Genomic DNA, 21,593 nt, shown 5'->3' with positions numbered 1-21,593 from the left:
AGGAGAACATCGGATGAAGATCGAGACCTTTCAAGACCTGATCGAGTGGACCCGGCAGCTGCATGCCTATCTGGCAGAGTGCCTGAAGCACTGTGCCACCCGGCAGGAGGAAGCCCGCGCCAAGTGGTTACTGGAGTATCTTGCGGATCACGAGGCGATCCTGGAACAGGCCGTGGCCGGCTTCGAGAAGCAGGCCGATCCGAAGGCCCTGCACACCTGGGTCTACGATTACCTGTCCCATGCCCCCATCGCCCCGCACCAGGTGTGTCATTCACCCTATGCCGAGATGAGCTTCGATGACATCTGCCAGGCAATCTTTGCGCTGCATGATCAGGTCCTCAAGCTGTACCGCTACCTGGAAGGACGCGCCGAGATCCCCGAGACCCGTGAGCTCGTTCGCGAGCTCTTGAAGCTGGAGGAACACGAGGCGATGCGCCTGACCCATCAGATCAACCGAGCCCGAGACCTCTAGATGAACCGGGACCATCTTCCGCCCCCGGAGAAGGAGGACCTCGATCGTATGGTATGGGGAACGGCCAGCGGGATCGGCACGCCACAAGGCCGGCTCCAGGTGTCGACGGCACAGGGGCAGTCGAAGTGGAGGCCGTGGCCACCGATGAAGAGCGGATGATCGCCCGGCACGTGCAGCGCACTCTGACCAACCAACAACAGGAGATGACATGACCAAGACGGCGACGCCAGTGGCCCTTGCGACGCTCGATGACCTGGTGCAGCAGGCCCGTGGCGGTGACCCGATCCGCGTCGCCGTCGTCAACTCGGCCCAGGCCGCGGTGCTGGAGACGCTTCGCGAGGCGGCGGGCATGGGCATCGCCGAGCCGGTGCTCATCGGCCGCGCCGCCGAGATCGTCGGGGCCGCCGCTGCGATCGGCTGGGACCTCGATCCGCAAGCGATGATCGAGGCCGATTCTGACGTGGAGGCCGCCGGTATCGGGGTGGAGCTCGTGCAGGCCGGACGCGCGGAAGCGCTGATGAAGGGACACCTCCACACCGATACCTTCCTGCATGCTCTGCTGGGCAATGGCCTGCGACAGTCCGGCCGGCGCGTCAGCCACGTCTTTCTGGTGGACGTGCCCGACTACCCACGCCTGCTGGCCGTTACCGATGCGGCCGTGAACATCGCGCCGGACCTCGACGCCAAGGCGCTGATCCTGCAGAACGCCATCGAGCTGATGCACATGATCGGGCTCGAGCAGCCTCGCGCCGCGGTCATTTCCGCCGTGGAAACGGTGAATCCAGCCATCGTCTCCACCCTGGATGCGGCCTGCCTGACGTTGATGGCCCGCCGCGGCCAGATTGCCGGCGCCGAGGTCGATGGGCCGCTGGCCTTCGACAACGCCATCTCGGAGCGTGCGGCCCGCGAAAAGGGCATCGATTCCCCGGTGGCGGGGAAAGCCGACATCCTGCTCATGCCGGATCTGGTGTCCGGCAACGTGTTGGCCAAGAACCTCGAGTACCATGCCGGCGCCACGGCGGCCGGGGTGGTCATGGGGCTGACGGTGCCGGTGGTACTGAGCTCCCGGGCCGACCCTCCCGAGGCGCGCCTGGCCGGACTGGCCGTGGCGGCGTTGATGTACCGAGCGGGGATCCGCCTGCCCGTGCCCTCCCCTGGCGAAGCGGAATCCACCTTCTGCTGTTCCCCGCAACCCGAGTCGGCCTGCTGCCCCACGGAGGTGCGCTGATGGACACCACGACCCGAACCACCATCGATGTGCCGGCAGCGAGCCCACCGGCGACAACCACCGACCAGCGCCTGCACGCCATGATGAGTCTGTTCACGGGAGGGCTGTCGCCGACCGCCGTCCAGCAGGCCTGGTGGGACTGGGCGCAACATCTGGCCGCGTCGCCCGACAAGCAGGCCGAGCTTGTCGGCAAGGCCCTGCGCAAGTGGCAGCGTTTCGGCAGCTACTGCGAGCGAGCTTGCCGGGCGCCGTGCGAGCCCTGCATCGAGCCGCTGCCCCAGGACAAGCGGTTCCGCGGCGAGGCCTGGCAGCGCTGGCCCTTCAACGTGCTCTACCAGGGCTTCCTGCTGCAGCAGCAGTGGTGGCATGCGGCCACCACCGGTGTACCGGGCGTCTCGCGCCATCATGAGGCGATGGTGAACTTCGGTGCTCGGCAAATGCTCGACGTCTGGTCGCCGTCGAACTTCCTGGTCACCAACCCCGAATTGCTGGAGCAGACGCGGCGCGAGGGTGGCGCCAACCTGGCCCGTGGTGCCGGCAATCTGCTGGAGGACTGGCGGCGCCGGCAGGCCGGCGAGGGGCCAGTGGGGGTCGAGGCGTATCGAGTCGGCCGGGACGTGGCGGTGACGCCGGGCAAGGTGGTCTATCGCAACCGACTCATCGAACTGATCCAGTACGCGCCCACCACCCAGGAGGTCCATGCCGAGCCGGTGCTGATCGTGCCGGCGTGGATCATGAAGTACTACATCCTCGACCTCTCCCCGGAGAACTCCCTGGTCCGCTACCTGGTGGAAAGGGGCCACACCGTCTTCATGATCTCGTGGAAGAACCCGGGCAGCGAGGAGCGGGACCTGGGCATGGCCGACTATCGGCGATTGGGCGTCATGGCGGCCCTCGACACCGTGACGGCCAGCTGTCCGGAACAGCATATCCACGGGGTCGGCTACTGCCTGGGCGGCACCCTGTTGTCCATCGCCGCGGCCGCCATGGGGCGAGACGGCGACAAACGCCTCGCCAGCCTCACGCTACTCGCCGCGCAGACCGATTTCAGCGAGGCCGGCGAACTGATGCTGTTCATCGACGAGGATCAGGTGCGTTTCCTCGAGGATCTCATGGCCGTCAGGGGCTACCTGGATACCCGCCAGATGGCCGGCGCCTTCCAGCTGCTGCGCTCCCAGGACCTGATCTGGTCGAGGATGGTGCGTAGCTACCTGGCCGGCGAGCGTCCGCCGATGTTCGACCTGATGGCCTGGAACGCGGACGGCACGCGCATGCCGGCGCGCATGCACAGCGAGTACCTGCGCTGGCTGTTCCTCGACAACGACCTCGCCGGCGGGCGCTACCGGGTGGACGGACGGCCCGTGTCCCTGACCGATATCCACATCCCCGTGTTCGCCGTCAGTACACTCAAGGATCACGTCGCCCCCTGGCGCTCGGTCTACAAGGTCCAGTGGCTGACGCCGGCGGACGTCACCTTCGTGCTCTCCAGCGGCGGGCACAACGCCGGCATCGTCAACCCGCCCGGTGATTCCCGCCGCTTCCACCAGATCTCGACCATCCGCCGCGACGACCCCTTCGTGGACCCCGACGGCTGGCAGGCCGAGGCGGCGCATCATGACGGCTCCTGGTGGCCCTGCTGGCAGGGCTGGCTGGAAGGTCACAGCACCGAGCGCGTACCTGCCCGGGAGCCGGGAGCAATCGAAGGCTATCCGGTGCTGGACGAGGCGCCAGGGCGTTATGTCCTGGAGCGCTGAGCGTGAATCAGGCTCCGCTGCTATTGGTCCCCTGCGGTCCGTACGGCCTCATCAAGCTGTGCCCTTCATGCCAATGGGGTCCGGCGATACGCGGCAACGGCGTGCCGATAAACCCCGTATGGCGAGGGACGACGCCGACCGCGTTGATGCAGGTCAAGCCCCTGCTCCACCCCTGGCCTGTCCCTGCCGTTGCGTCCCAACCACCGGCTGTCGGCGCGACGAGACGATCCGTGCTGCGCCCACGGCACGGATCGACAGTTCATGGTTGATGAAATGGCCGGTTCGCCCGGCCCCGGCGCGAGCGCGGCCTTCCGGGCTCGAGCCGGCTTACAGGGTCGACCAGTCCTGGCCGCCGTTGGTGCTGAGCAGCAACCGGCCCTGGTCATCCGCCGCCACCAGACGGGCAGGATCCTCGGGGTCCACCGCCAGGTGGATCAGGTAGCGCTCGCCCCAGTCGCGGCTCACCTCCTCCCACTGGCGGGTGGCCTCCTCGGCCCGGATCAGGCCGACACCGAGCATGAAGGCGTAGAGCGCCTCGCCATCGGCCGCCACCAGGCTGACGGGGCGACGCTCGGGGTGCAGCTGGCGCCAGCGCTGCCCGCCATTCGGGCTCATGAACAGCCCCGATTCGGTCGCGGCATAGAGATGGTCCGGATCACGGCCGGATGCCGCCAGGCCGATCAGTCCGTCCGGCACAGGGCCCTGCACCTGCCAGGTATGGCCTCCATCGCGACTGACCTGCAGCCGTCGGGCATGGGCCCCGTACAGCACCTCCGGGTCGGCCGCGCTGACGGTCAGCTGGTGGAAATCCACCGGACCGTCGACACCCGTCGAGCGCTGCTCCCAGCTCTGGCCACCGTCGCCGGAGACCAGCACACCGAGATTGCCGCCACGCGCCGGATGGCCGCTGGCGAAGAGCGTCTCGGCCTCCTGTGGGTGCGGCGTGAAGCCCATGAAGTCATGGGTCTCGTGGGAGACCTGGCGTGCCAGGCCATCGGCGCCGACCACATGGAAGCCGTGATGGGTGGCCAGCAGGATCCGTTCGCTGTCGGTGGGGTCGAAGGCCAGCCCATGGATATGGGTCTGCTGGCGCAGGGCGTCGAGCGTGATGCCCTCCGGCTCCGACTGGCAGGCGACCAGGGCCAGCGCCAGCAAGGGCATCAACAGGGGATATAGGCGAAATGGAGTCATGGTCGTATCCGTGTCGTGTTTCGATGAACGATGATATGCCAGTGGCAGAGCCAGTCGCCAGGCTCACGAAAGACAGGCGTTTCAGAACAGCGCCCGACACCTTCGCCCGGCTATCGGAGAGTCGCCGCGCCGAGCGTCGAGGCGGCAAGCCGGCAGAAATCCCAAACACTATTTCGATACCACTTGCTTGTCTGCTCACGCCGTCTATCTTTCTCTTTGCGACAACGCTGTGATCGCCTTGTCCTGTCGAAACGGTTCCCGGCAGCGGGGTGCGTCACGTTCGTTGTCACCCGAAATGACAGACACCGGCCACGAGCCTGTCGAGTCACAAGGCCGGCAGGCTACCGAAACGCCACGATGAGCATGGCAGGGACGGATGGCCCGTGGTGCAGCAACAGGCGGGCTAGGCAGAGGTTCCCTGTCTGCAAGGGGGCGCTGAATGAAACACTCATTATCACTGTATCAGGACTTTGGCCCCGACCCCGTCGCCTGTCGGGAGACAGGCCACTACCAGCGAGAGTACATCGAGGGCTTCGTCAACAAGTGGGACGAGCTCATCGATTGGGAGAGCCGGGCACAGAGCGAGGGCAACTTCTTCATCAACATGCTGCGTGAGCACGGCGCCAGGAGCGTGCTTGACGTGGCCACCGGCACCGGCTTTCATTCGGTGCGGCTGATCGAGGCGGGTTTCGAGGTCGTCAGTTCCGACGGTAGCCCCGAGATGCTCGCCAAGGCGTTCGAGAACGCGCGTGCACGAGGCCATATCCTGCGCACCGTCCAGGTAGACTGGCGCTGGCTCAATCGCGATATCCACGACCACTACGACGCCATCATCTGCCTGGGCAACTCCTTCACCCACCTGTTCTCGGAACACGATCGCCGCAAGGCGCTCGCCGAGTTCTACGCCACCCTCAAGCACGACGGCCTGCTGATTCTCGACCAGCGCAACTACGACGCCATCCTCGACGTCGGCTATTCCGGCAAGCACACCTACTACTACTGCGGCACCCATGTCTCCGTCAGCCCGGAGTACGTGGACGAGGGCCTGACCCGCTTCCGCTACACCTTTCCGGACCACTCCACCTACCACCTGAACATGTACCCGCTGCGCAAGGCGTATACCCGGCGCCTGCTGCAGGAGGTCGGGTTCCAGCAGGTGGACACCTACGGAGACTTTCAGGAGACCTACCGGGATAGCGAGCCGGACTTTTTCATTCACGTGGCACAGAAAGGTTATCGGGAGCCAATCTCATGAACAAGCTCATGGATCAGGTCGCATACCGGACCTATTCACCCGCGGTGGAGACGGCCCGCGAGTACTACAACAGCGACGACGCGGATAACTTCTACTCCCTGGTCTGGGGGGGCGAGGACATCCACGTGGGCCTCTACCACCACCCCCGGGAGGCGGTCTATGACGCCAGCCGCCGCACCATCGCCGAGATGGCGACACGCCTGCCGGGCCTGGACGCCACTACCCGGGTACTGGACATCGGTGCCGGCTACGGCGGCTCGGCGCGCTACCTGGCGCACCGCTTCGGCTGCCGGGTCACCGCGCTCAACCTCAGCGAGCGAGAGAACGAACGCGGTCGCCGGCAGAACCGTGAACAGGGCGTGGACGCCCTGGTGGAGGTCATCGACGGCAGCTTCGAGGACCTGCCCTTCGATGACGACGCCTTCGACGTGGTCTGGTCCCAGGACGCCATCCTGCACAGTGGCGACCGTCGGAAGGTGCTGGAGGAGGCGGTACGGGTACTGCGCCCCGGCGGGCACTTCATCTTCACCGACCCCATGCAGGACGACGACTGCCCGTCCGAGGCGCTGGCGCCGATACTGGCCCGCATTCACCTGGAGACGCTGGGTTCGCCGGGCTTCTACCGGGAAACGCTGGCCGAACTCGGCCTCGAGGAGCTGGCCTTCGACGACGCATCGGAGATGATCGCCACCCACTATGGGCGCATTCACGAGGTGCTCACCGAGCACGAGGACGAGGTCGCCCAGGTGGTCAGCCGCGACTACATCGAGCGCATGAAGCGGGGCCTCCAGCACTGGGTCGAGGGGGGGCGCAACGGCCACCTGCGCTGGGGCATCTTCCTGTTTCGCAAGCCGAACCGCGCGGCCATCTGAAAAACAAGAGAGGGCACCATGACCAGACAGTATCTGTTCACCTCAGAGTCGGTTTCCGAGGGGCATCCGGACAAGGTCGCCGACCAGATCTCCGATGCCGTCCTGGATGCGATCATCGAGCAGGACCCGCGGGCCCGGGTGGCCTGCGAGACGCTGGTCAAGACCGGCATGGTGATCATCGCCGGCGAGATCACCACCTCCGCCTGGGTCGACCTCGAGGCGCTCACTCGCCAGACCGTCTCCGGCATCGGCTACGACAGCGCCCAAGTGGGCTTCGACGGCGCCACCTGCGCCGTGCTCAATGCCATCGGCAAGCAGAGCCCGGACATCGCCGGCGGCGTGGACCGGGACACCGAGGAGGCCCAGGGCGCCGGCGACCAGGGCATGATGTTCGGCTACGCCTGCAACGAGACCAACGTGCTGATGCCCGCCTCCATCACCTATGCGCACCGCCTGATGCGCCGCCAGAGCGAGGTGCGTCGCCGCGGGGTACTGCCGTGGCTGCGCCCCGACGCCAAGAGCCAGATCACCCTGGTCTACGAGGACGGGGCACCGGTGGCGGTGGACACCGTGGTCCTCTCCACCCAGCACGCCGAGAGCATCACCCAGGACGACCTCAGGGAAGCGGTCATGGAGGAGATCATCAAGCCGGTGCTGCCCGCGGCCTGGCTCAACGAGCGCACGCGCTATCTCATCAACCCCACGGGCAAGTTCGTCATCGGCGGTCCGGTGGGCGACTGCGGCCTCACCGGGCGCAAGATCATCGTCGATACCTACGGCGGCATGGCTCGCCACGGCGGCGGCGCCTTCTCGGGCAAGGATCCCTCCAAGGTGGACCGCTCCGCGGCCTATGCCTGCCGCTACGTGGCCAAGAACATCGTCGCCGCGGGGCTGGCGGACAAGTGCGAGATCCAGGTCTCCTACGCCATCGGCGTGGCCCAGCCCACCTCCATCCACGTCGAGACCTTCGGCACCGGCAAGGTCTCCGAGACGCGGCTGGTGGAGCTGGCGCGGGAGCTGTTCGACCTGCGACCGTTCGGGATCCTGAAGATGCTCGACCTGGTGCGCCCCATCTACCGACCCTCCGCGGTGTACGGCCATTTCGGCCGCGAGGAGGAGACCTTCACCTGGGAGCGCACGGACAAGGCCGAGGCCCTGCGCGAGGCGGCGGCTTCCCCTATCCACCACCACAACGACACTCAATTCCGACACGGAGTGACACCATGAACCTGGTCGCTGAAAAGCGCGAGGAAGCCGTTATCGCCGACCCCGCCCTGGCTCCCTGGGGCCGCAAGGAGATCGCCATCGCCGAGACCGAGATGCCCGGCCTGATGGCGCTGCGCGAGAAGTACGGTGCCGAGCAGCCACTGGCGGGCGCGCGCATCGCCGGCTCGCTGCACATGACCATCCAGACCGCCGTGCTGATCGAGACCCTGCTCGAACTCGGCGCCGAGGTGCGCTGGGCCTCCTGCAACATCTACTCGACCCAGGATCACGCCGCCGCCGCGATCGCCGAGCGCGGCGTGCCGGTGTTCGCCTACAAGGGCGAGACCCTGGAGGAGTACTGGGAGTACACCCACCGCATCCTGGAGTGGCCCGGCGGCGAGCCCACCCTGATCCTCGACGACGGCGGCGACGCCACGCTCGCCGTCACCCTGGGCGCCAAGGCCGAGCAGGATCCCTCGCTGCTCGACAATCCGAGCAGCGACGAGGAGCGCGCGCTGTTCGACGCCATCCGCTGGCGCCTGACCCACCGGCCCGGCTTCTACGCCCGGGTGCAGCAGGCCCTGCGCGGCGTCAGCGAGGAGACCACTACCGGCGTCAAGCGCCTTTACGCCATGGAGAAAGCGGGCACCCTGCCCTTCCCGGCCATCAACGTCAACGACTCGGTGACCAAGTCCAAGTTCGACAACCTCTACGGCTGCCGCGAATCGCTGGTGGACGGCATCAAGCGCGCCACCGACGTGATGATCGCCGGCAAGATCGCCGTGGTGGCCGGCTACGGCGACGTGGGCAAGGGCTGTGCCCAGAGCCTCAGGTCCCTCGGCGCCACCGTCTGGGTCACCGAGGTCGATCCGATCTGCGCCCTGCAGGCGGCCATGGAGGGCTACCGGGTGGTGACCATGGAAGAGGCCGCCCCCCTGGCAGACATCTTCGTCACCGCCACCGGCAACTACCACGTGATCACCCATGAGCACCTGACGGCCATGAAGCACCAGGCCATCGTGTGCAACATCGGCCACTTCGACAATGAGATCGACGTGGCCAGCCTGCGTCGCTACGAGTGGGACACCATCAAACCCCAGGTCGACCACATCACCTTCCCGGACGGCAAGAAGGTGATCCTGCTCGCCGAGGGCCGGCTGGTGAACCTGGGCTGCGCCACCGGGCACCCGAGCTTCGTGATGTCGGCGAGCTTCACCAATCAGGTGCTCGCCCAGTTGGCCCTGCACCTTAACCGGGGCGAGTACGGCCAGGCGGTCCACGTGCTGCCCAAGCACCTCGATGAGGAGGTCGCCCGGCTGCACCTGGAGAAGATCGGCGCCCACCTCAGCGTCCTGCGCGAGGAGCAGGCACGCTATATCGACGTGCCGGTGGCGGGGCCGTTCAAGCCCGAGTACTACCGTTACTGAGGCGCCGCCGGCCATCTGCTGACAGGGGCTAGCGGATCCGGCAGTGGACTGCAGATCGAGAGGCCCGCTTCCCGGTCTCCGAAGCGCGCAGGAAGTGGACATCCACTCACCCGAGAGGAGGGGATGCTGATGGATAGCTTGGTAAACCGCCCGGCGCCACCCACCGAACTTGTCCTGGAGGCCGTGCCACCGGAACTCGGCCAGGGGGAAAGCGGCATCGAGGCGACGCTGGAGCGGATCGCCGGCCTGCACCGCGTGCTCGGCCTGGACGCCGTCAATATCCCGGAGATCCACGAAGAGCGCTCCCGGAGCCACAAGGGCGAGCGGCGCCGGCCCTTCGCGCCCCGCGTGGAACCCCGCCTGCTCGCCCGGTACATCCAGGAGCGCCTCGACCTCCCCTGCATCATCAACCGGGTGGTGGTCCACCTCGAGGCGGAGCGCCAGCTCGAATGGTTCCGGGAAACCTGGGAGCGCTACGGTGTCCGTCGCTTCGTGCTGGTCGGCGGCGAGCGCAGCGACCGCACCTATCCGGGCCCGTCGGTCCCCGAGGCCAACCGCCTGCTGCGTGAGCGGCTCGACGCGCCGCGGATGCGCATCGGCAACATCTGCATCCCCACGCGCCGCGGGGAGGCCGAACGAATGCAACACAAGGTCGCCGCCGGTGCGGACTTCTTCACCACCCAGGTGATCTTCCACGCCGAGGAGCTCACCGCGCTGCTCGACGTGCTCGGCGAGCCCAGGCACGGCCGACGCCCCCCCGGCCTCCTCATCTCGCTCGCGCCCGTGCGCTCCGCGCGCAGCATCCACTTCCTGCACTGGCTGGGGGTGAGCCTCTCCGACGAGCTGGAGACGTGGCTCACCCGCGGCCCCGAGTCGGTGACCGAGCGCTCGTTGTGGCACATCCACGACACCTGGGCGCGCCTCGCCCATCACGCGGCCGCCACCGGGACTGCCTCTCCGCTGGGTATCAACCTCGCACCGATCGGTGCCATCCCGGCAGCGACCACGATCAGGCTCGCCCAGGCACTGCGCGACGGCCGCGACCACTGGGCGGGCGCTGCGAGTCCTGCCCTGACGGCACGGCAGGCGGGGCTCCCCCCCGGCGAGTATCGCCGCCAGGGTCCGTAGCGAAAGCCCCCGGCGTAAGGCCGAGCCCGACGAGCCGACTAGACAAGACAAAGGAAGGAGAGTGTCACCATGAGTCGCGAGCTGATTCAGGCACTGCAAGCCCCCCACTGCTACGACCACCCGGTCAGCGACTTCACCCTGCACGAGACCCATATCTCCTGGGTCCTGCTGACCGGCGAGTTCGCCTACAAGATCAAGAAGCCGGTGGACTTCGGCTTTCTCGACTTTTCCACCCTGGAGCGGCGCCGGCATTTCTGTGAAGAGGAGGTGCGCCTGAACAGCCGCCTGGCCCCGGAGCTGTACCTGGATGTCGTGCCCATTACCGGCAGCCCGGCCGCCCCACGGCTCGGCGGCCAGGGTGACGCCTTCGAGTACGCCATCCGCATGCACCAGTTCGACACCGCGCAGATGCTCGATGCACTGCATGACGCGGGGCGCCTGCAGGCATCGCACCTGGATGAACTGGCCGACCAGATCGCCGACTTCCATGCACGACTGCCCGCCACCCACGACGAGTTGGGGACGCCGGCGCGGGTGCGTGCGGATGCCGAGGAGAACTTCCAGCAGATCCGCCCCCTGCTGGAGACGGCAACGCAACGCGATCAGCTGGGCCGGTTGGCCGCCTGGAACCAGGAGACCTTCGAGCGGCTGGCGCCGCACCTGGCACGGCGCCATCGCGACGGCCATGTACGCGAATGTCACGGTGACCTGCACCTGAGCAACATCACCCTCTACCGGGACCGGGTCACGGTGTTCGACTGTATCGAGTTCAGTGATGGGCTGCGCTGGATCGACACCTGCAACGACCTGGCGTTTCTGCTCATGGACCTGGAGCATCGCGGCTCGCCGCAGCTGGCCAACCGGGTCCTGAACCGCCACCTGCAGCTCAGCGGTGACTTCGACTGCCTGCCCCTGCTCGGCTTCTACAAGGCCTACCGCGCCACCGTACGGGCCAAGATCGCACTGCTGAGCCGGGGCAACCCCGACCTGAGCGAGGCGGACAAGCAGGCGCTGCTCGACCACTACCACTCCTATATCGACCTGGCGGAGCGCTATGCGACGCCGCGTCACCGCTGCCTGCTGGTGACCACCGGAGTATCCGGCAGCGGGAAGAGCTGGTTGAGTCAGCGGCTGGCCGAGTCATTGAACCTGGTCTGGCTGCGCTCCGATGTGGAACGCAAGCGCCTGTTTGGCCTGGCGACGCTCGCCAACAGCCACGCCCAGCCCGAACTCGATATCTATACCCGCCGGGCCTCGCGTGAGACCTACGAGCGCCTCTCGGCACTCGCCGCCGATGCTCTGGCGGCCGGCTATTCCGTGATCGTCGATTCCGCGGCCCTGCAGCGGGCGGAGCGGGACCAGCTGATCGAGGTGGCCGCCTCCCGCAACATCCCCCATCGGCTGCTGGCCTGCACGGCCCCCGAACGCCAACGCCGGCACTGGCTGCGGGCCAGGGCGGCCCAAGGCACGGACCCTTCCGAGGCGGATGAATCCATCATGGAGCGCCAGCAAGCCTGGGCACAATCCATCAGCGAAGCGGAGCGCGCCTACAGCCTGGAGGTGGACACGACGGACGAGGCTGCCGTGGACGACCTGGCGAGCCGGATCCGCGAACAGTGCGCACTCTGACCAAAAATCACCCAAAACAGTAACCCATGCCCTTCACACAGGTTCATTCCCGGCCTTTCGCTTGATACAGGTCAATGGCGACGGTGGGTGCCTCGACTATGCTGAGGTGGCATGTCACACCACAGGAGCCCGGCGTGACGACCCTCCACCCTGCCCGAAGCCGGCCCGGTCAAGGCTCCGCGTGTGGCTGCCGTCAGCGGCCTGCCGAGGGCTCGCCCCGAGCCCGCCCCGGCGCCTGTCGACCCGACGATTCCGATCCTGAGTGATTCACCGCCCGACTCGAGCGCGACGGCGCCTGACGGACCATGGCCGCACGACCTGCCTCACTTACTTCACGGCATCCCGCCGCAACGCATCCAGCGACAACCGCATGATGGGCCAGCGTGCCCGCAAGGAGAAACACCATGAACACTCGCAAGCGCACCCTCGCTCTCGGCCTGGCCCTGGCACTCGGTGCCGGTGGCGCCGGTTTCGCCATCGCCCAGGGCATGCCAGGCGGCATGATGGGCGGCGGCCAGGGCGACATGGGCCCCGGCAAGATGGGGGGAATGATGGGCGGCAGCCAGGGCGGCATGGGCCCCGGCATGATGGGGGGAATGATGGGCGGCGGCCAGGGCGGCATGGGCCCCGGCATGATGGGCGGAATGATGGGTCACGGCCAGGGTGGCATGGGCCCCGGCATGATGGGCGGAATGATGGGCGGGGGCATGATGCCCTGCCCGATGATGGCCGAAGGCATGGGCATGATGTCGCTGCTTACCCCCGAGCAGCGCGACGAAATGCGCGAGCTGATGCGAGAACACCGCCCCGCCCAGTTCGAGCGCATGGGACAGATGATGAACCTGCGCGAGGACCTGATGGCCGTGATGCGCGACTCGCGCCCCGACCCGGTGGCCGTGCAGGAACAGCACGCGCGCATGGCCGAACTGCAAGGCGAGATGATGGCCGAGATGGTCCGGATGCGTAACGCCATGCACGACCTGCTCACCGATGAACAGCGCCAGCAGCTGCAGGAGGCTGCGCCTCCTGCAGGGAACCCTGACGACAACGACTCCCATCGCTGATCGCCGTTCTCTCCCCCCCCTGAACCGGGCGATCGCGTGGCGGTCGCCCGCTCGGCCCTTCCATCAGGAGGATAGCAATGGCCGACATGACCCTGAGAACGATAACCCTGACGGTCCCCGGCATGGGCAGCGATCACTGTGCCGGTATCGTGCGCAAGACGCTCGAGCGCCTGGAGGGCGTCGGCGAAATCCAGACCAATATCGCCAATCACCATGTCAGGGTAGCCACCAGCGAAAACGGTCCCGATGGCGAGGCACTCAAGGTCGCCGTGGAGGGCGCCGGCTATGACGTGGCGGCGGTCCACGACGAACGCGAGGAGGAGAGCGCCGACGAGGCCGGGATCGAGGAAGCCTACCTCGGCCAGGCCCGCAAGCGGCTGATCATCGCCGCGGTGCCCACCGCCCTGATCATGCTGCTGATGATGCCGCACATGTTCTGGCAGCCGATCCCGGGGTATCTCGCGATCATCGCCGTGCTGGCCTTCCCGGTGGTGTTCCTCTACGGCGGCATCGCCACCCACCGCTCGAGCTGGCGCTCGCTGAGGAACGGCACCTTCAACATGGACGTGCTGATCTCCATGGGCAGCCTGCCCCCCTACCTGATTGGCCTGATCGGTTTCGTCTACCCGATGACCTCGTTCATCGAGATGGCCGCCACCATCATGACCTTCCACCTGCTGGGACGTTACCTGGAGGCGCTGGCCAAGGGGCGTGCCTCCCAGGCGATCCGCCGCCTGCTGACCCTGGGCGCCAAGACGGCGCGGGTGGAGCGCGACGGCGAGGAGATCGAGGTCCCGGTGAAGGAGCTCGCGCCCGGCGACATCATGATCGTGCGCCCCGGCGACAAGGTGCCCACCGACGGCGAGGTGGTCGAGGGCGAGAGCCACCTCGACGAGTCCCTCGCCACCGGCGAGTCGATACCGGTCTACAAGGGCACCGGCGACGGCGTGATCGGCGCCACCATCAACAAGGAGGGGCGGCTGCGGGTGAAGGCCACCCGGGTCGGCGGCGATACCTTCCTCGCCCAGGTGGTGCGCCTGATCGACCAGGCCCAGGGCTCGCGGGTGCCGATCCAGGAGTTCGCCGACCGCATGACCGGGCGCTTCGTGCCGGCGGTGCTGCTCATCGCCCTGGCCAGCCTGATCGTCTGGGCGCTGTTTCCGGAGGCCCTGCGCCCGATCCTCGACTGGGGCGCCACCTTCCTGCCCTGGGTGAATCCGGGGGCCACCACGCCGGTGCTGGCGATACTCGCTGCCATCGCCGTGCTGGTCATCGCCTGCCCCTGCGCCCTGGGCCTGGCCACCCCCACGGCCCTGATGGTCGGCTCCGGCATCGGCGCCGAGCGCGGCATCCTGATCCGTTCCGGCGAGGCGATCCAGACCTTCAAGGACGTCAAGGTGATGGTGCTCGACAAGACCGGCACCATCACCCGCGGCGAGCCGAAGCTGACCGACGCCATCCCCGCCGAAGGGGGCGACGAGACCCGCCTGCTGACCCTGGCGGCGAGCGTCGAGAACGCCTCCGAGCACCCCATCGCCCGCGCCATCGTCGACGGCGCCCGGGAACGCGGCATCGCCCCCGGCGAAGTGAGCGAGTTCCGTTCCACCGGCGCGCGCGGCGTGTCCGGCAAGGTGGACGGCGAGCAGGTATTGATCGGCAATCGCCGCCTGCTGGAAGAGGAAGGGGTGACCGGCCTCGACGCCCTGGGCGACGACATGCAGGCGCTCGAGGGCAAGGGGCGCACCGTGGTGATCGTCGCCGCCGAGGGCCGGGCGTGCGGTATCGTCGCCGTGGCCGACACCCTCAAGGAGGAGTCGATGGAGGCCATCCGCGGCATGCATGCCCTGGGCCTGCATGTGGTGATGATCACCGGCGACAACGAGCGCGCCGCCCGGGCGGTGGCCGACGAGGTGGGGATCGACGAGGTCCAGGCCGGCGTGCTGCCCGAGGGCAAGGTCGACGCCATCCGCAAACTGCAGGAGAAGCACGGCAACCATGTGGCCATGGTCGGCGACGGCATCAACGACGCGGCGGCACTCAAGCAGGCCAACGTGGGCATCGCCATCGGCGCCGGCGCCGACGTGGCCATCGAGGCCGCCGACGTGACCCTGGTGCGCGGCGAGCTCACCGGAGTGGTCGACGCCATGCACCTCTCCCGCGCCACCTTCGGCAAGATCGTCCAGAACCTGATCTGGGCCAGCGGCTACAACGTGGCCGCCATTCCCATCGCCGCCGCCGGCCTGCTGCACCCGATGATCGGTGTTATCGCCATGACCACCAGCTCACTGTCGGTGATCGGCAATTCGTTGCTGCTCAAGCAGCGCTATGCCCGCGAGCAGCCCAAGGGAGACGGCTCATGACTCGACGTCCTTCACCGCACTGCCGGGCGGGGTACGTGACGGTCGGCCGCTGTCACTCCTTGGCCAGGCGATCCAGCTCCTCGAGATAGCTTTCCAGCACCAGGTTGGGAGGCGCCCCCTTGCGGGTGATGGCGCTGTAATGGGTGAGATAGTGCCACCTGTCAGGATTCAGGGCGCGCATCCGGCCATCGCGTACCCACCTGTCGGCGTAGTGGGTCGGCAGGTAACCGATATAGCGGCCGGAGAGAATCAGGAAGGCGATGCCCTCGCGGTCGGTAGCGGAAGCGGCCGCCCTGAGGGGCCCATGCGACGCCTTGATCTCAGGGGCCTGGGCGTAGGCGGGTAACACGGCATCACAGTTCGCCAGCTGTTCTTCCGTCACTCCCTCGGCGTCGAACAGGGGATGATCGGAGGCGCAATACAGCTGCGAGGCCTCCTCGTAAAGCGAGAGATACTGCAGCCCGGGCAGGGTCTTGAACGCCGGGATCACTCCCGTGTGCAGGCGACCATCCAGGACGGCCAGCTCGATGTCGCTGGGGGGTATCATGCGGATGTTGATACGCACATCCGGGCCGCGTTTCTTGAGCGCGCTGAGCGAATCGGTGATATGCATCTCAGGCATGGTCACCAGGTTATCGGTGATGCCGATATTGAGCTCCCCCTTGAGCCAGGCGTGGAGGCCGTTGACCCGGGTGCGGAAGCCTTCCACCGCCGCCAGCAGCTGCAGCACGGCCTCGTAGACCTCGGCGCCATCGTCGGTGAGGGAAAAGCCGCTACGCCCCCGCTGGCAGAGCCGCAGGCCGAGTCGTGTCTCCAGATCGTTCATCGCCATGCTGATGGCGGCACGGCTGATATTGAGTTCCACCTCGGCAGCCGAGAAGCCACCGCATTCCACGACCTTGCGATAGATCCTCAACAGCCGAAGATCGGCATCGCTCGGCTGGCCCGTCAAGGCCTCCCTTCGGGGTGGCATCGGCACCTCCCTCCTTTCGACGACATGCAGTATCGAGGATACCCACGCCGAGGCAGAAAGTTAAACAATGACTTTCATGAGATTAAATATATCTAGATTTAACTTACCGGTAGCCGGGTCTAGCATGCCCTACAGAACCTCCGACAACGGCGATATCAACAGAGGGTGCGGCCATGTCAGATCAACATTTCCCACAGACCGCTGGTCTGAGCCCCGAGCAACTGGATGCCTACTGGATGCCCTACACCGGTAACCGCCAGTTCAAGCGTGATCCGCGGATCATCACCGGCGCCCGGGGCAGCTACCTGACCGATGCCCAGGGGCGCCAGGTCTTCGACGGCCTCTCCGGCCTCTGGACCTGCGGCGCCGGCCACTGCCGCCCGGAAATCACCGAGGCGGTGTCCCGCCAGCTCGCCGAGCTGGACTACTCGCCGGCCTTCCAGTTCGGCCACCCCAAGGCCTTCGAGCTGGCCCACCGCCTCCGTGAGCTGACGCCTCCGGGCCTCGACTACGTGTTCTTCACCGGCTCCGGCTCCGAGAGTGCCGACACCTCGCTGAAGATCGCCCGTGCCTACTGGCGCAAGAAGGGCAAGGCCACCAAGACCAAGCTGATCGGCCGCTCCAAGGGGTATCACGGCGTCAACTTCGGCGGCTTCAGCCTGGGCGGCATCGGGGCCAACCGCACCATCTTCGGCCAGGGGGTCGATGCGGACCACCTGCCTCATACCCTGCTGCCGGAAAACGCCTTCACCAAGGGCATGCCCGAGAAAGGCGCCGAGCGCGCCGACGAGCTGCTGGAACTGATCGCCCTGCACGATGCCTCCAATATCGCCGCGGTCATCGTCGAGCCCCTGGCCGGTTCCGCCGGGGTGATCCCGCCGCCCAAGGGCTACCTCAAGCGCCTGCGCGAGATCTGCGACCAGCACGACATCCTGCTGATCTTCGACGAGGTCATCACCGGTTTCGGCCGCATGGGCTCCATGACCGGCGCCGAGGAGTTCGGCGTGGTGCCGGACATCATGAACGTCGCCAAGCAGCTGACCAACGGCGCGGTGCCCATGGGCGCGGTCATCGTCCAGAACGAGATCTACCAGACCTTCATGGAACAGGGCGGGCCCGACCACATGCTCGAGCTACCCCACGGCTACACCTACTCGGGCCACCCGGTGGCCTGTGTCGCGGCCCTGGCCACGCTGGAGGTGCTCGAGCAGGACCGCCTGATCGAGCGGGTCAAGACTATGGCGCCGATCTTCGAAGAGACGCTGCACAGCCTCAAGGGCGCGCGCTACATCAGCGATATTCGCAACTACGGCCTCGCCGGGGCGCTGCAGATCGAGCCTTTCCCGGGCGAGTCGGCCCTGCGCCCCTACCAGATCGCCATGAAGTGCTGGGACAAGGGCTTCTACGTGCGCTATGGCGGCGACACCATCCAGCTCGGCCTGCCCTTCACCGTCGAGCGCGACGAGATCGATCGCCTCGTCAACGTCCTTGGCGACGCCATCGGCGAACTGGACTGAGCCATCAGCGGGCTGGAGAGAGCCCTCAGCGACCTGCAGAGAGCCTTCCCGAGCTGAAGAGAGCCCTCAGCGGAATATACCGAGCCAACAGCAAACCGAGCTCACGACTTTACTCACAACGACGACTTAGAGAGGTATCACCATGACCACGCTTGGCCATCTGATCAACGGCGCTCGTGTCGAAGACGCCGCACGGACCCAGGACATCTTCAACCCCTCCACCGGCGAAGTGGGGGGCCAGGTCGCCCTGGCCAGCCAGGCCACCGTCGAGGACGCCATCGCCGCCGCCCAGGCTGCCTTTCCGGCCTGGCGCGACACTCCCCCCGCCAAGCGCGCCCGGGTCATGTTCCGCTTCAAGCAGTTGCTGGAAAAGCATGCCGACGAGATCTGCCGGCTGATCGGCCAGGAGCACGGCAAGATCGTCCACGATGCCAAGGGCGAGCTGCAGCGCGGCATCGAGAACGTGGAATACGCCTGCGGCGTGCCGGAGCTGCTCAAGGGCGAGCACAGCAAGAACGTCGGCCCGGGCATCGATTCCTGGAGCGAGTTCCAGCCGCTGGGCGTGGTCGCCGGCATCACGCCGTTCAACTTCCCGGCCATGGTCCCGCTGTGGATGTACCCGATGGCCATCGCCACCGGCAACACCTTCGTGCTCAAGCCCTCCGAGCGCGACCCGACCTCGACGCTCTTCATCGCCGAGCTGGCCCTGGAGGCGGGCCTGCCCGCCGGCGTGCTGAACGTGGTCAACGGCGACAAGGAAGCCGTCGATACTCTGCTCGACGATCCCCGCGTGCAGGCGGTCAGCTTCGTCGGCTCCACGCCGATCGCCGAGACCATCTATTCCCGCGCCAGCGCCAACGGCAAGCGCTGCCAAGCCCTGGGCGGCGCCAAGAACCACGCCATCGTGATGCCCGACGCCGACATGGACAACGTGGTCAACTCCCTGACCGGGGCCGCCTTCGGCTCCTCCGGCGAGCGCTGCATGGCGCTGTCCGTGGCGGTGGCCGTGGGCGACGAGGCCGCCGACGCGCTGATCGCCAAGATGCAGGAGCAGATGCAGACCCTCAAGGTCGGCCCCTTCCATGACGCCGGCAACGACTTCGGTCCGGTGATCACCAAGGCCCACCAGGAGAAGGTCTGCGGCTACATCGACAGCGCCGAGGCGCAGGGCGCCGAGATCGTCGTCGACGGCCGCGGCGTCCAGGTGCCGGGCTTTGAAAACGGCTTCTACGTCGGCGGCACCCTGATCGACCGCGTGACCCCCGAGATGACCTGCTACCTCGAGGAAATCTTCGGGCCGGTGCTGCTGGTGGTCCGCGCCGGCTCCATGGAAGAGGCCATGCAGCTGATCGACGATCACGAGTATGGCAACGGCACCTGCATCTACACCCGCGACGGCGAGGCGGCCCGCTACTTCAGCGACCGCATCCAGGTCGGCATGGTCGGTATCAACGTGCCGCTGCCGGTGCCGGTCTCCTACCACAGCTTCGGCGGCTGGAAGCGCTCGCTGTTCGGTGACCTGGCCGCCTACGGCCCGGATGCCGTGCGCTTCTACACCAAGCGCAAGACCGTCACCCAGCGCTGGCCGTCGGCCGGGGTGCGCGAGGGCGCGCAGTTCTCCTTCCCGTCCTGAGCACACCAGTCGCTTGAGATGAGGTGATCTCACGATCAAAGCCGAATCAGGAGACCTGATTCGGCTTTTTTGTCGTGGATGGTAAGAGTAGAAGCGGCCTCGATCGCAAGCTCATTCGGTTTCACACATCTATCGCGTCTATACTTCACTAGTGCGATCCACCTTGACAATCACTTTGATCGAGGTACTGATATGCCACGCACAATCAACCACTTCGTGAACAGTGAAGAGAAGACGGGCCGAGGCACGCGTACCAGCCAGGTGTTCAATCCCGCAACCGGTGAACAGACCGGCACCGTGCTACTGGCCACCACCGAGGAAGTACGTGAAGTCGTCGCGGTTGCCAAGCAGGCCTTTCCCGCCTGGTCCGCCACCCCCCCGCTACGGCGCGCCCGCATCCTCAACCGCTTCCTGGGCATTCTGGAAGAACGCATGGACGAACTGGCGTCCGTGATCACCGCCGAGCACGGCAAGGTACTCTCCGATGCCAAAGGCGAAATTCAGCGCGGCATGGAAGTCGTCGAGTTCGCCGTGGGTGCGCCGCAACTGCTCAAGGGCGAGGTCACCGAGAACGTCGGCACCCGAGTCGACAGCCATGCGTTGCGGCAGCCTCTGGGCATCGTCGCCGGCATCACCCCTTTCAACTTCCCCGTAATGGTGCCGATGTGGATGTTCCCGGTTGCCCTGGCCTGCGGCAACTGCTTCATCCTGAAACCTTCGGAGCGAGACCCCTCGGCCTCCCTTCTGATCGCCGAGTGGCTCAAGGAAGCGGGCCTGCCCGATGGCGTTTTCAATGTCGTTCAGGGCGACAAGGAATCGGTCGACGCCCTGCTGACCGATCCGGACATCGCGGCCGTCAGCTTCGTCGGCTCGACACCGATCGCCCGCTACATTTACGAAACCGCAGCACGCGCCGGCAAGCGCTGCCAGGCACTGGGGGGCGCCAAAAACCACATGATCATCATGCCGGACGCCGATCTCGACCAGGCCGTCGATGCGCTCATGGGGGCGGCCTACGGTTCGGCCGGCGAGCGCTGCATGGCGATTTCCGTCGCGGTTCCCGTTGGCGAGGCAACCGCCGATGCCCTGGTCGCCAAGCTCGAAGCCAAGGTACGGAAGCTCAAGGTTGGACCGGGTACCGACACTACCTCGGACATGGGCCCGCTGGTGACGCGCGAGCACCTCGAGCGGGTGCGCGGCTATATTGCCTCTGGGGTAGAAGAAGGCGCCAAGCTGATCGTCGACGGCCGGGAACTCAAGGCAGCGGGGCAGGAAAACGGCTACTTCATCGGCGGCAGCCTGTTCGATCATGTCACGACCGATATGAAGATCTACAAGGAAGAGATTTTTGGGCCGGTACTCGCCGTGGCACGAGCGGATTCCTACGAAACCGCCGCACGCTGGGTCAACGAGCATGAGTTCGGTAACGGCACTGCGATCTTTACCCGCGACGGCGATGCGGCCCGTGAGTTTGCCCACCAGATTCAGGTCGGTATGGTCGGCATCAATGTGCCGATTCCAGTACCGATGGCGTTCCACTCCTTCGGGGGCTGGAAAGCCTCGCTCTTCGGCGACCATCACATGCACGGCCCCGAAGGCATACGTTTCTATACCAAGCTCAAGACCATTACGTCTCGCTGGCCGACCGGCATCCGTGCCGGAGCGGACTTCGTCATGCCGACCATGGAGTAACCTCGGTTCGGATCTTGCAAGCATCAACGCCTGTAGGATAAACGACCCACGTCGTGTCGACTCCATACTAGTTTCGATAGATATTAACCCGACGAAATCGCCGGGTTAATATTCTTTTTCATTCAAGCCCTTGGTGAACTCCGCTTCTTATCCGGGGATGGAGAGCGTGAGGGGGACCCCTTGCACCCTTGC

General features: G+C 66.4%; 16 protein-coding genes. 14 read left to right on the top strand and 2 right to left on the bottom strand.

Features of this window, described 5'->3' with window-relative positions:
- Positions 1–13 precede the first annotated feature (13 nt).
- The 3 genes from MKP05_RS05345 to MKP05_RS05335 all read left to right on the top strand — a co-directional run bounded on the left by MKP05_RS05345 (position 14) and on the right by MKP05_RS05335 (position 3,454).
- On the top strand, positions 14–472 hold the full coding sequence (locus tag MKP05_RS05345) for an ATPase (RefSeq protein ID WP_240567363.1): 459 nt from the start codon (positions 14–16) through the stop codon (positions 470–472).
- Between the two features lie 208 nt (positions 473–680).
- On the top strand, positions 681–1,700 hold the full coding sequence (locus tag MKP05_RS05340) for a bifunctional enoyl-CoA hydratase/phosphate acetyltransferase (protein ID WP_240567362.1): 1,020 nt from the start codon (positions 681–683) through the stop codon (positions 1,698–1,700).
- Positions 1,700–3,454: a PHA/PHB synthase family protein gene (locus MKP05_RS05335; protein ID WP_240567361.1), complete on the top strand. Its 1,755-nt coding sequence runs from the start codon at positions 1,700–1,702 to the stop codon at positions 3,452–3,454. Before MKP05_RS05340 ends, MKP05_RS05335 begins: the two co-directional genes overlap by 1 nt.
- Positions 3,455–3,781: 327 nt before the next feature.
- Here the strand turns inward: MKP05_RS05335 and MKP05_RS05330 are convergent, their stop codons facing one another.
- A complete protein-coding gene (locus MKP05_RS05330; protein ID WP_146218673.1) occupies positions 3,782–4,645 on the bottom strand; it encodes a WD40/YVTN/BNR-like repeat-containing protein in 864 nt (287 codons plus the stop codon).
- Positions 4,646–5,084: 439 nt separating this feature from the next.
- Here MKP05_RS05330 and MKP05_RS05325 point away from each other — a divergent pair, with 439 nt between their 5' ends.
- The 8 genes from MKP05_RS05325 to MKP05_RS05290 all read left to right on the top strand — a co-directional run bounded on the left by MKP05_RS05325 (position 5,085) and on the right by MKP05_RS05290 (position 15,586).
- A complete protein-coding gene (locus tag MKP05_RS05325; RefSeq protein ID WP_240567360.1) occupies positions 5,085–5,900 on the top strand; it encodes a glycine/sarcosine N-methyltransferase in 816 nt (271 codons plus the stop codon).
- On the top strand, positions 5,897–6,772 hold the full coding sequence (locus MKP05_RS05320; protein WP_240567359.1) for an SAM-dependent methyltransferase: 876 nt from the start codon (positions 5,897–5,899) through the stop codon (positions 6,770–6,772). Before MKP05_RS05325 ends, MKP05_RS05320 begins: the two co-directional genes overlap by 4 nt.
- 18 nt (positions 6,773–6,790) lie before the next feature.
- Positions 6,791–7,999, top strand: a complete 1,209-nt coding sequence (metK, locus tag MKP05_RS05315; RefSeq protein WP_240567358.1) for a methionine adenosyltransferase — start codon at positions 6,791–6,793, stop codon at positions 7,997–7,999.
- Positions 7,996–9,405, top strand: a complete 1,410-nt coding sequence (gene ahcY / locus MKP05_RS05310; RefSeq protein WP_240567357.1) for an adenosylhomocysteinase — start codon at positions 7,996–7,998, stop codon at positions 9,403–9,405. Before metK ends, ahcY begins: the two co-directional genes overlap by 4 nt.
- Before the next feature lie 129 nt (positions 9,406–9,534).
- The gene (locus MKP05_RS05305; protein ID WP_240567356.1) at positions 9,535–10,533 is read left to right on the top strand and encodes a methylenetetrahydrofolate reductase; all 999 of its coding nucleotides are present in this window, start codon (positions 9,535–9,537) and stop codon (positions 10,531–10,533) included.
- Between the two features lie 69 nt (positions 10,534–10,602).
- Positions 10,603–12,162, top strand: a complete 1,560-nt coding sequence (locus tag MKP05_RS05300) for a bifunctional aminoglycoside phosphotransferase/ATP-binding protein (protein ID WP_240567355.1) — start codon at positions 10,603–10,605, stop codon at positions 12,160–12,162.
- 404 nt (positions 12,163–12,566) lie between these two features.
- Positions 12,567–13,226, top strand: a complete 660-nt coding sequence (locus tag MKP05_RS05295) for a Spy/CpxP family protein refolding chaperone (RefSeq protein WP_240567354.1) — start codon at positions 12,567–12,569, stop codon at positions 13,224–13,226.
- A 77-nt stretch (positions 13,227–13,303) separates the two neighbouring features.
- Positions 13,304–15,586 (top strand): heavy metal translocating P-type ATPase, encoded by a 2,283-nt coding sequence (locus tag MKP05_RS05290; protein WP_240567353.1) that lies wholly within the window; start codon positions 13,304–13,306, stop codon positions 15,584–15,586.
- Between the two features lie 52 nt (positions 15,587–15,638).
- Here MKP05_RS05290 and MKP05_RS05285 read toward each other — a convergent pair whose 3' ends face one another.
- A complete protein-coding gene (locus tag MKP05_RS05285; protein ID WP_240567352.1) occupies positions 15,639–16,559 on the bottom strand; it encodes a LysR family transcriptional regulator in 921 nt (306 codons plus the stop codon).
- 173 nt (positions 16,560–16,732) lie between these two features.
- On the opposite strand from MKP05_RS05285, the gene aptA reads away from it, so the two are divergent.
- From aptA to MKP05_RS05270, 3 genes are all read left to right on the top strand, one after another.
- Positions 16,733–18,076 carry an omega-aminotransferase AptA gene (gene aptA, locus MKP05_RS05280; RefSeq protein ID WP_240567351.1) on the top strand — a complete coding sequence of 448 codons (1,344 nt, stop codon included), beginning with the start codon at positions 16,733–16,735 and terminating at the stop codon, positions 18,074–18,076.
- 142 nt (positions 18,077–18,218) lie between these two features.
- Positions 18,219–19,709, top strand: coding sequence for a CoA-acylating methylmalonate-semialdehyde dehydrogenase (locus MKP05_RS05275; RefSeq protein WP_240567350.1), 1,491 nt, complete (start codon positions 18,219–18,221; stop codon positions 19,707–19,709).
- Positions 19,710–19,901: 192 nt separating this feature from the next.
- Positions 19,902–21,401 (top strand): CoA-acylating methylmalonate-semialdehyde dehydrogenase, encoded by a 1,500-nt coding sequence (locus MKP05_RS05270; protein ID WP_240567349.1) that lies wholly within the window; start codon positions 19,902–19,904, stop codon positions 21,399–21,401.
- Positions 21,402–21,593: the final 192 nt, after the last annotated feature.

Origin of the sequence: Halomonas flagellata (assembly GCF_022487945.1) — a bacterium.
In the GTDB taxonomy this organism is placed as follows: Bacteria; Pseudomonadota; Gammaproteobacteria; order Pseudomonadales; family Halomonadaceae; genus Halomonas; species Halomonas flagellata.
Note: the sequence above shows the minus strand (reverse complement) of the source record. Positions and strands in the feature narration are given on the sequence as shown.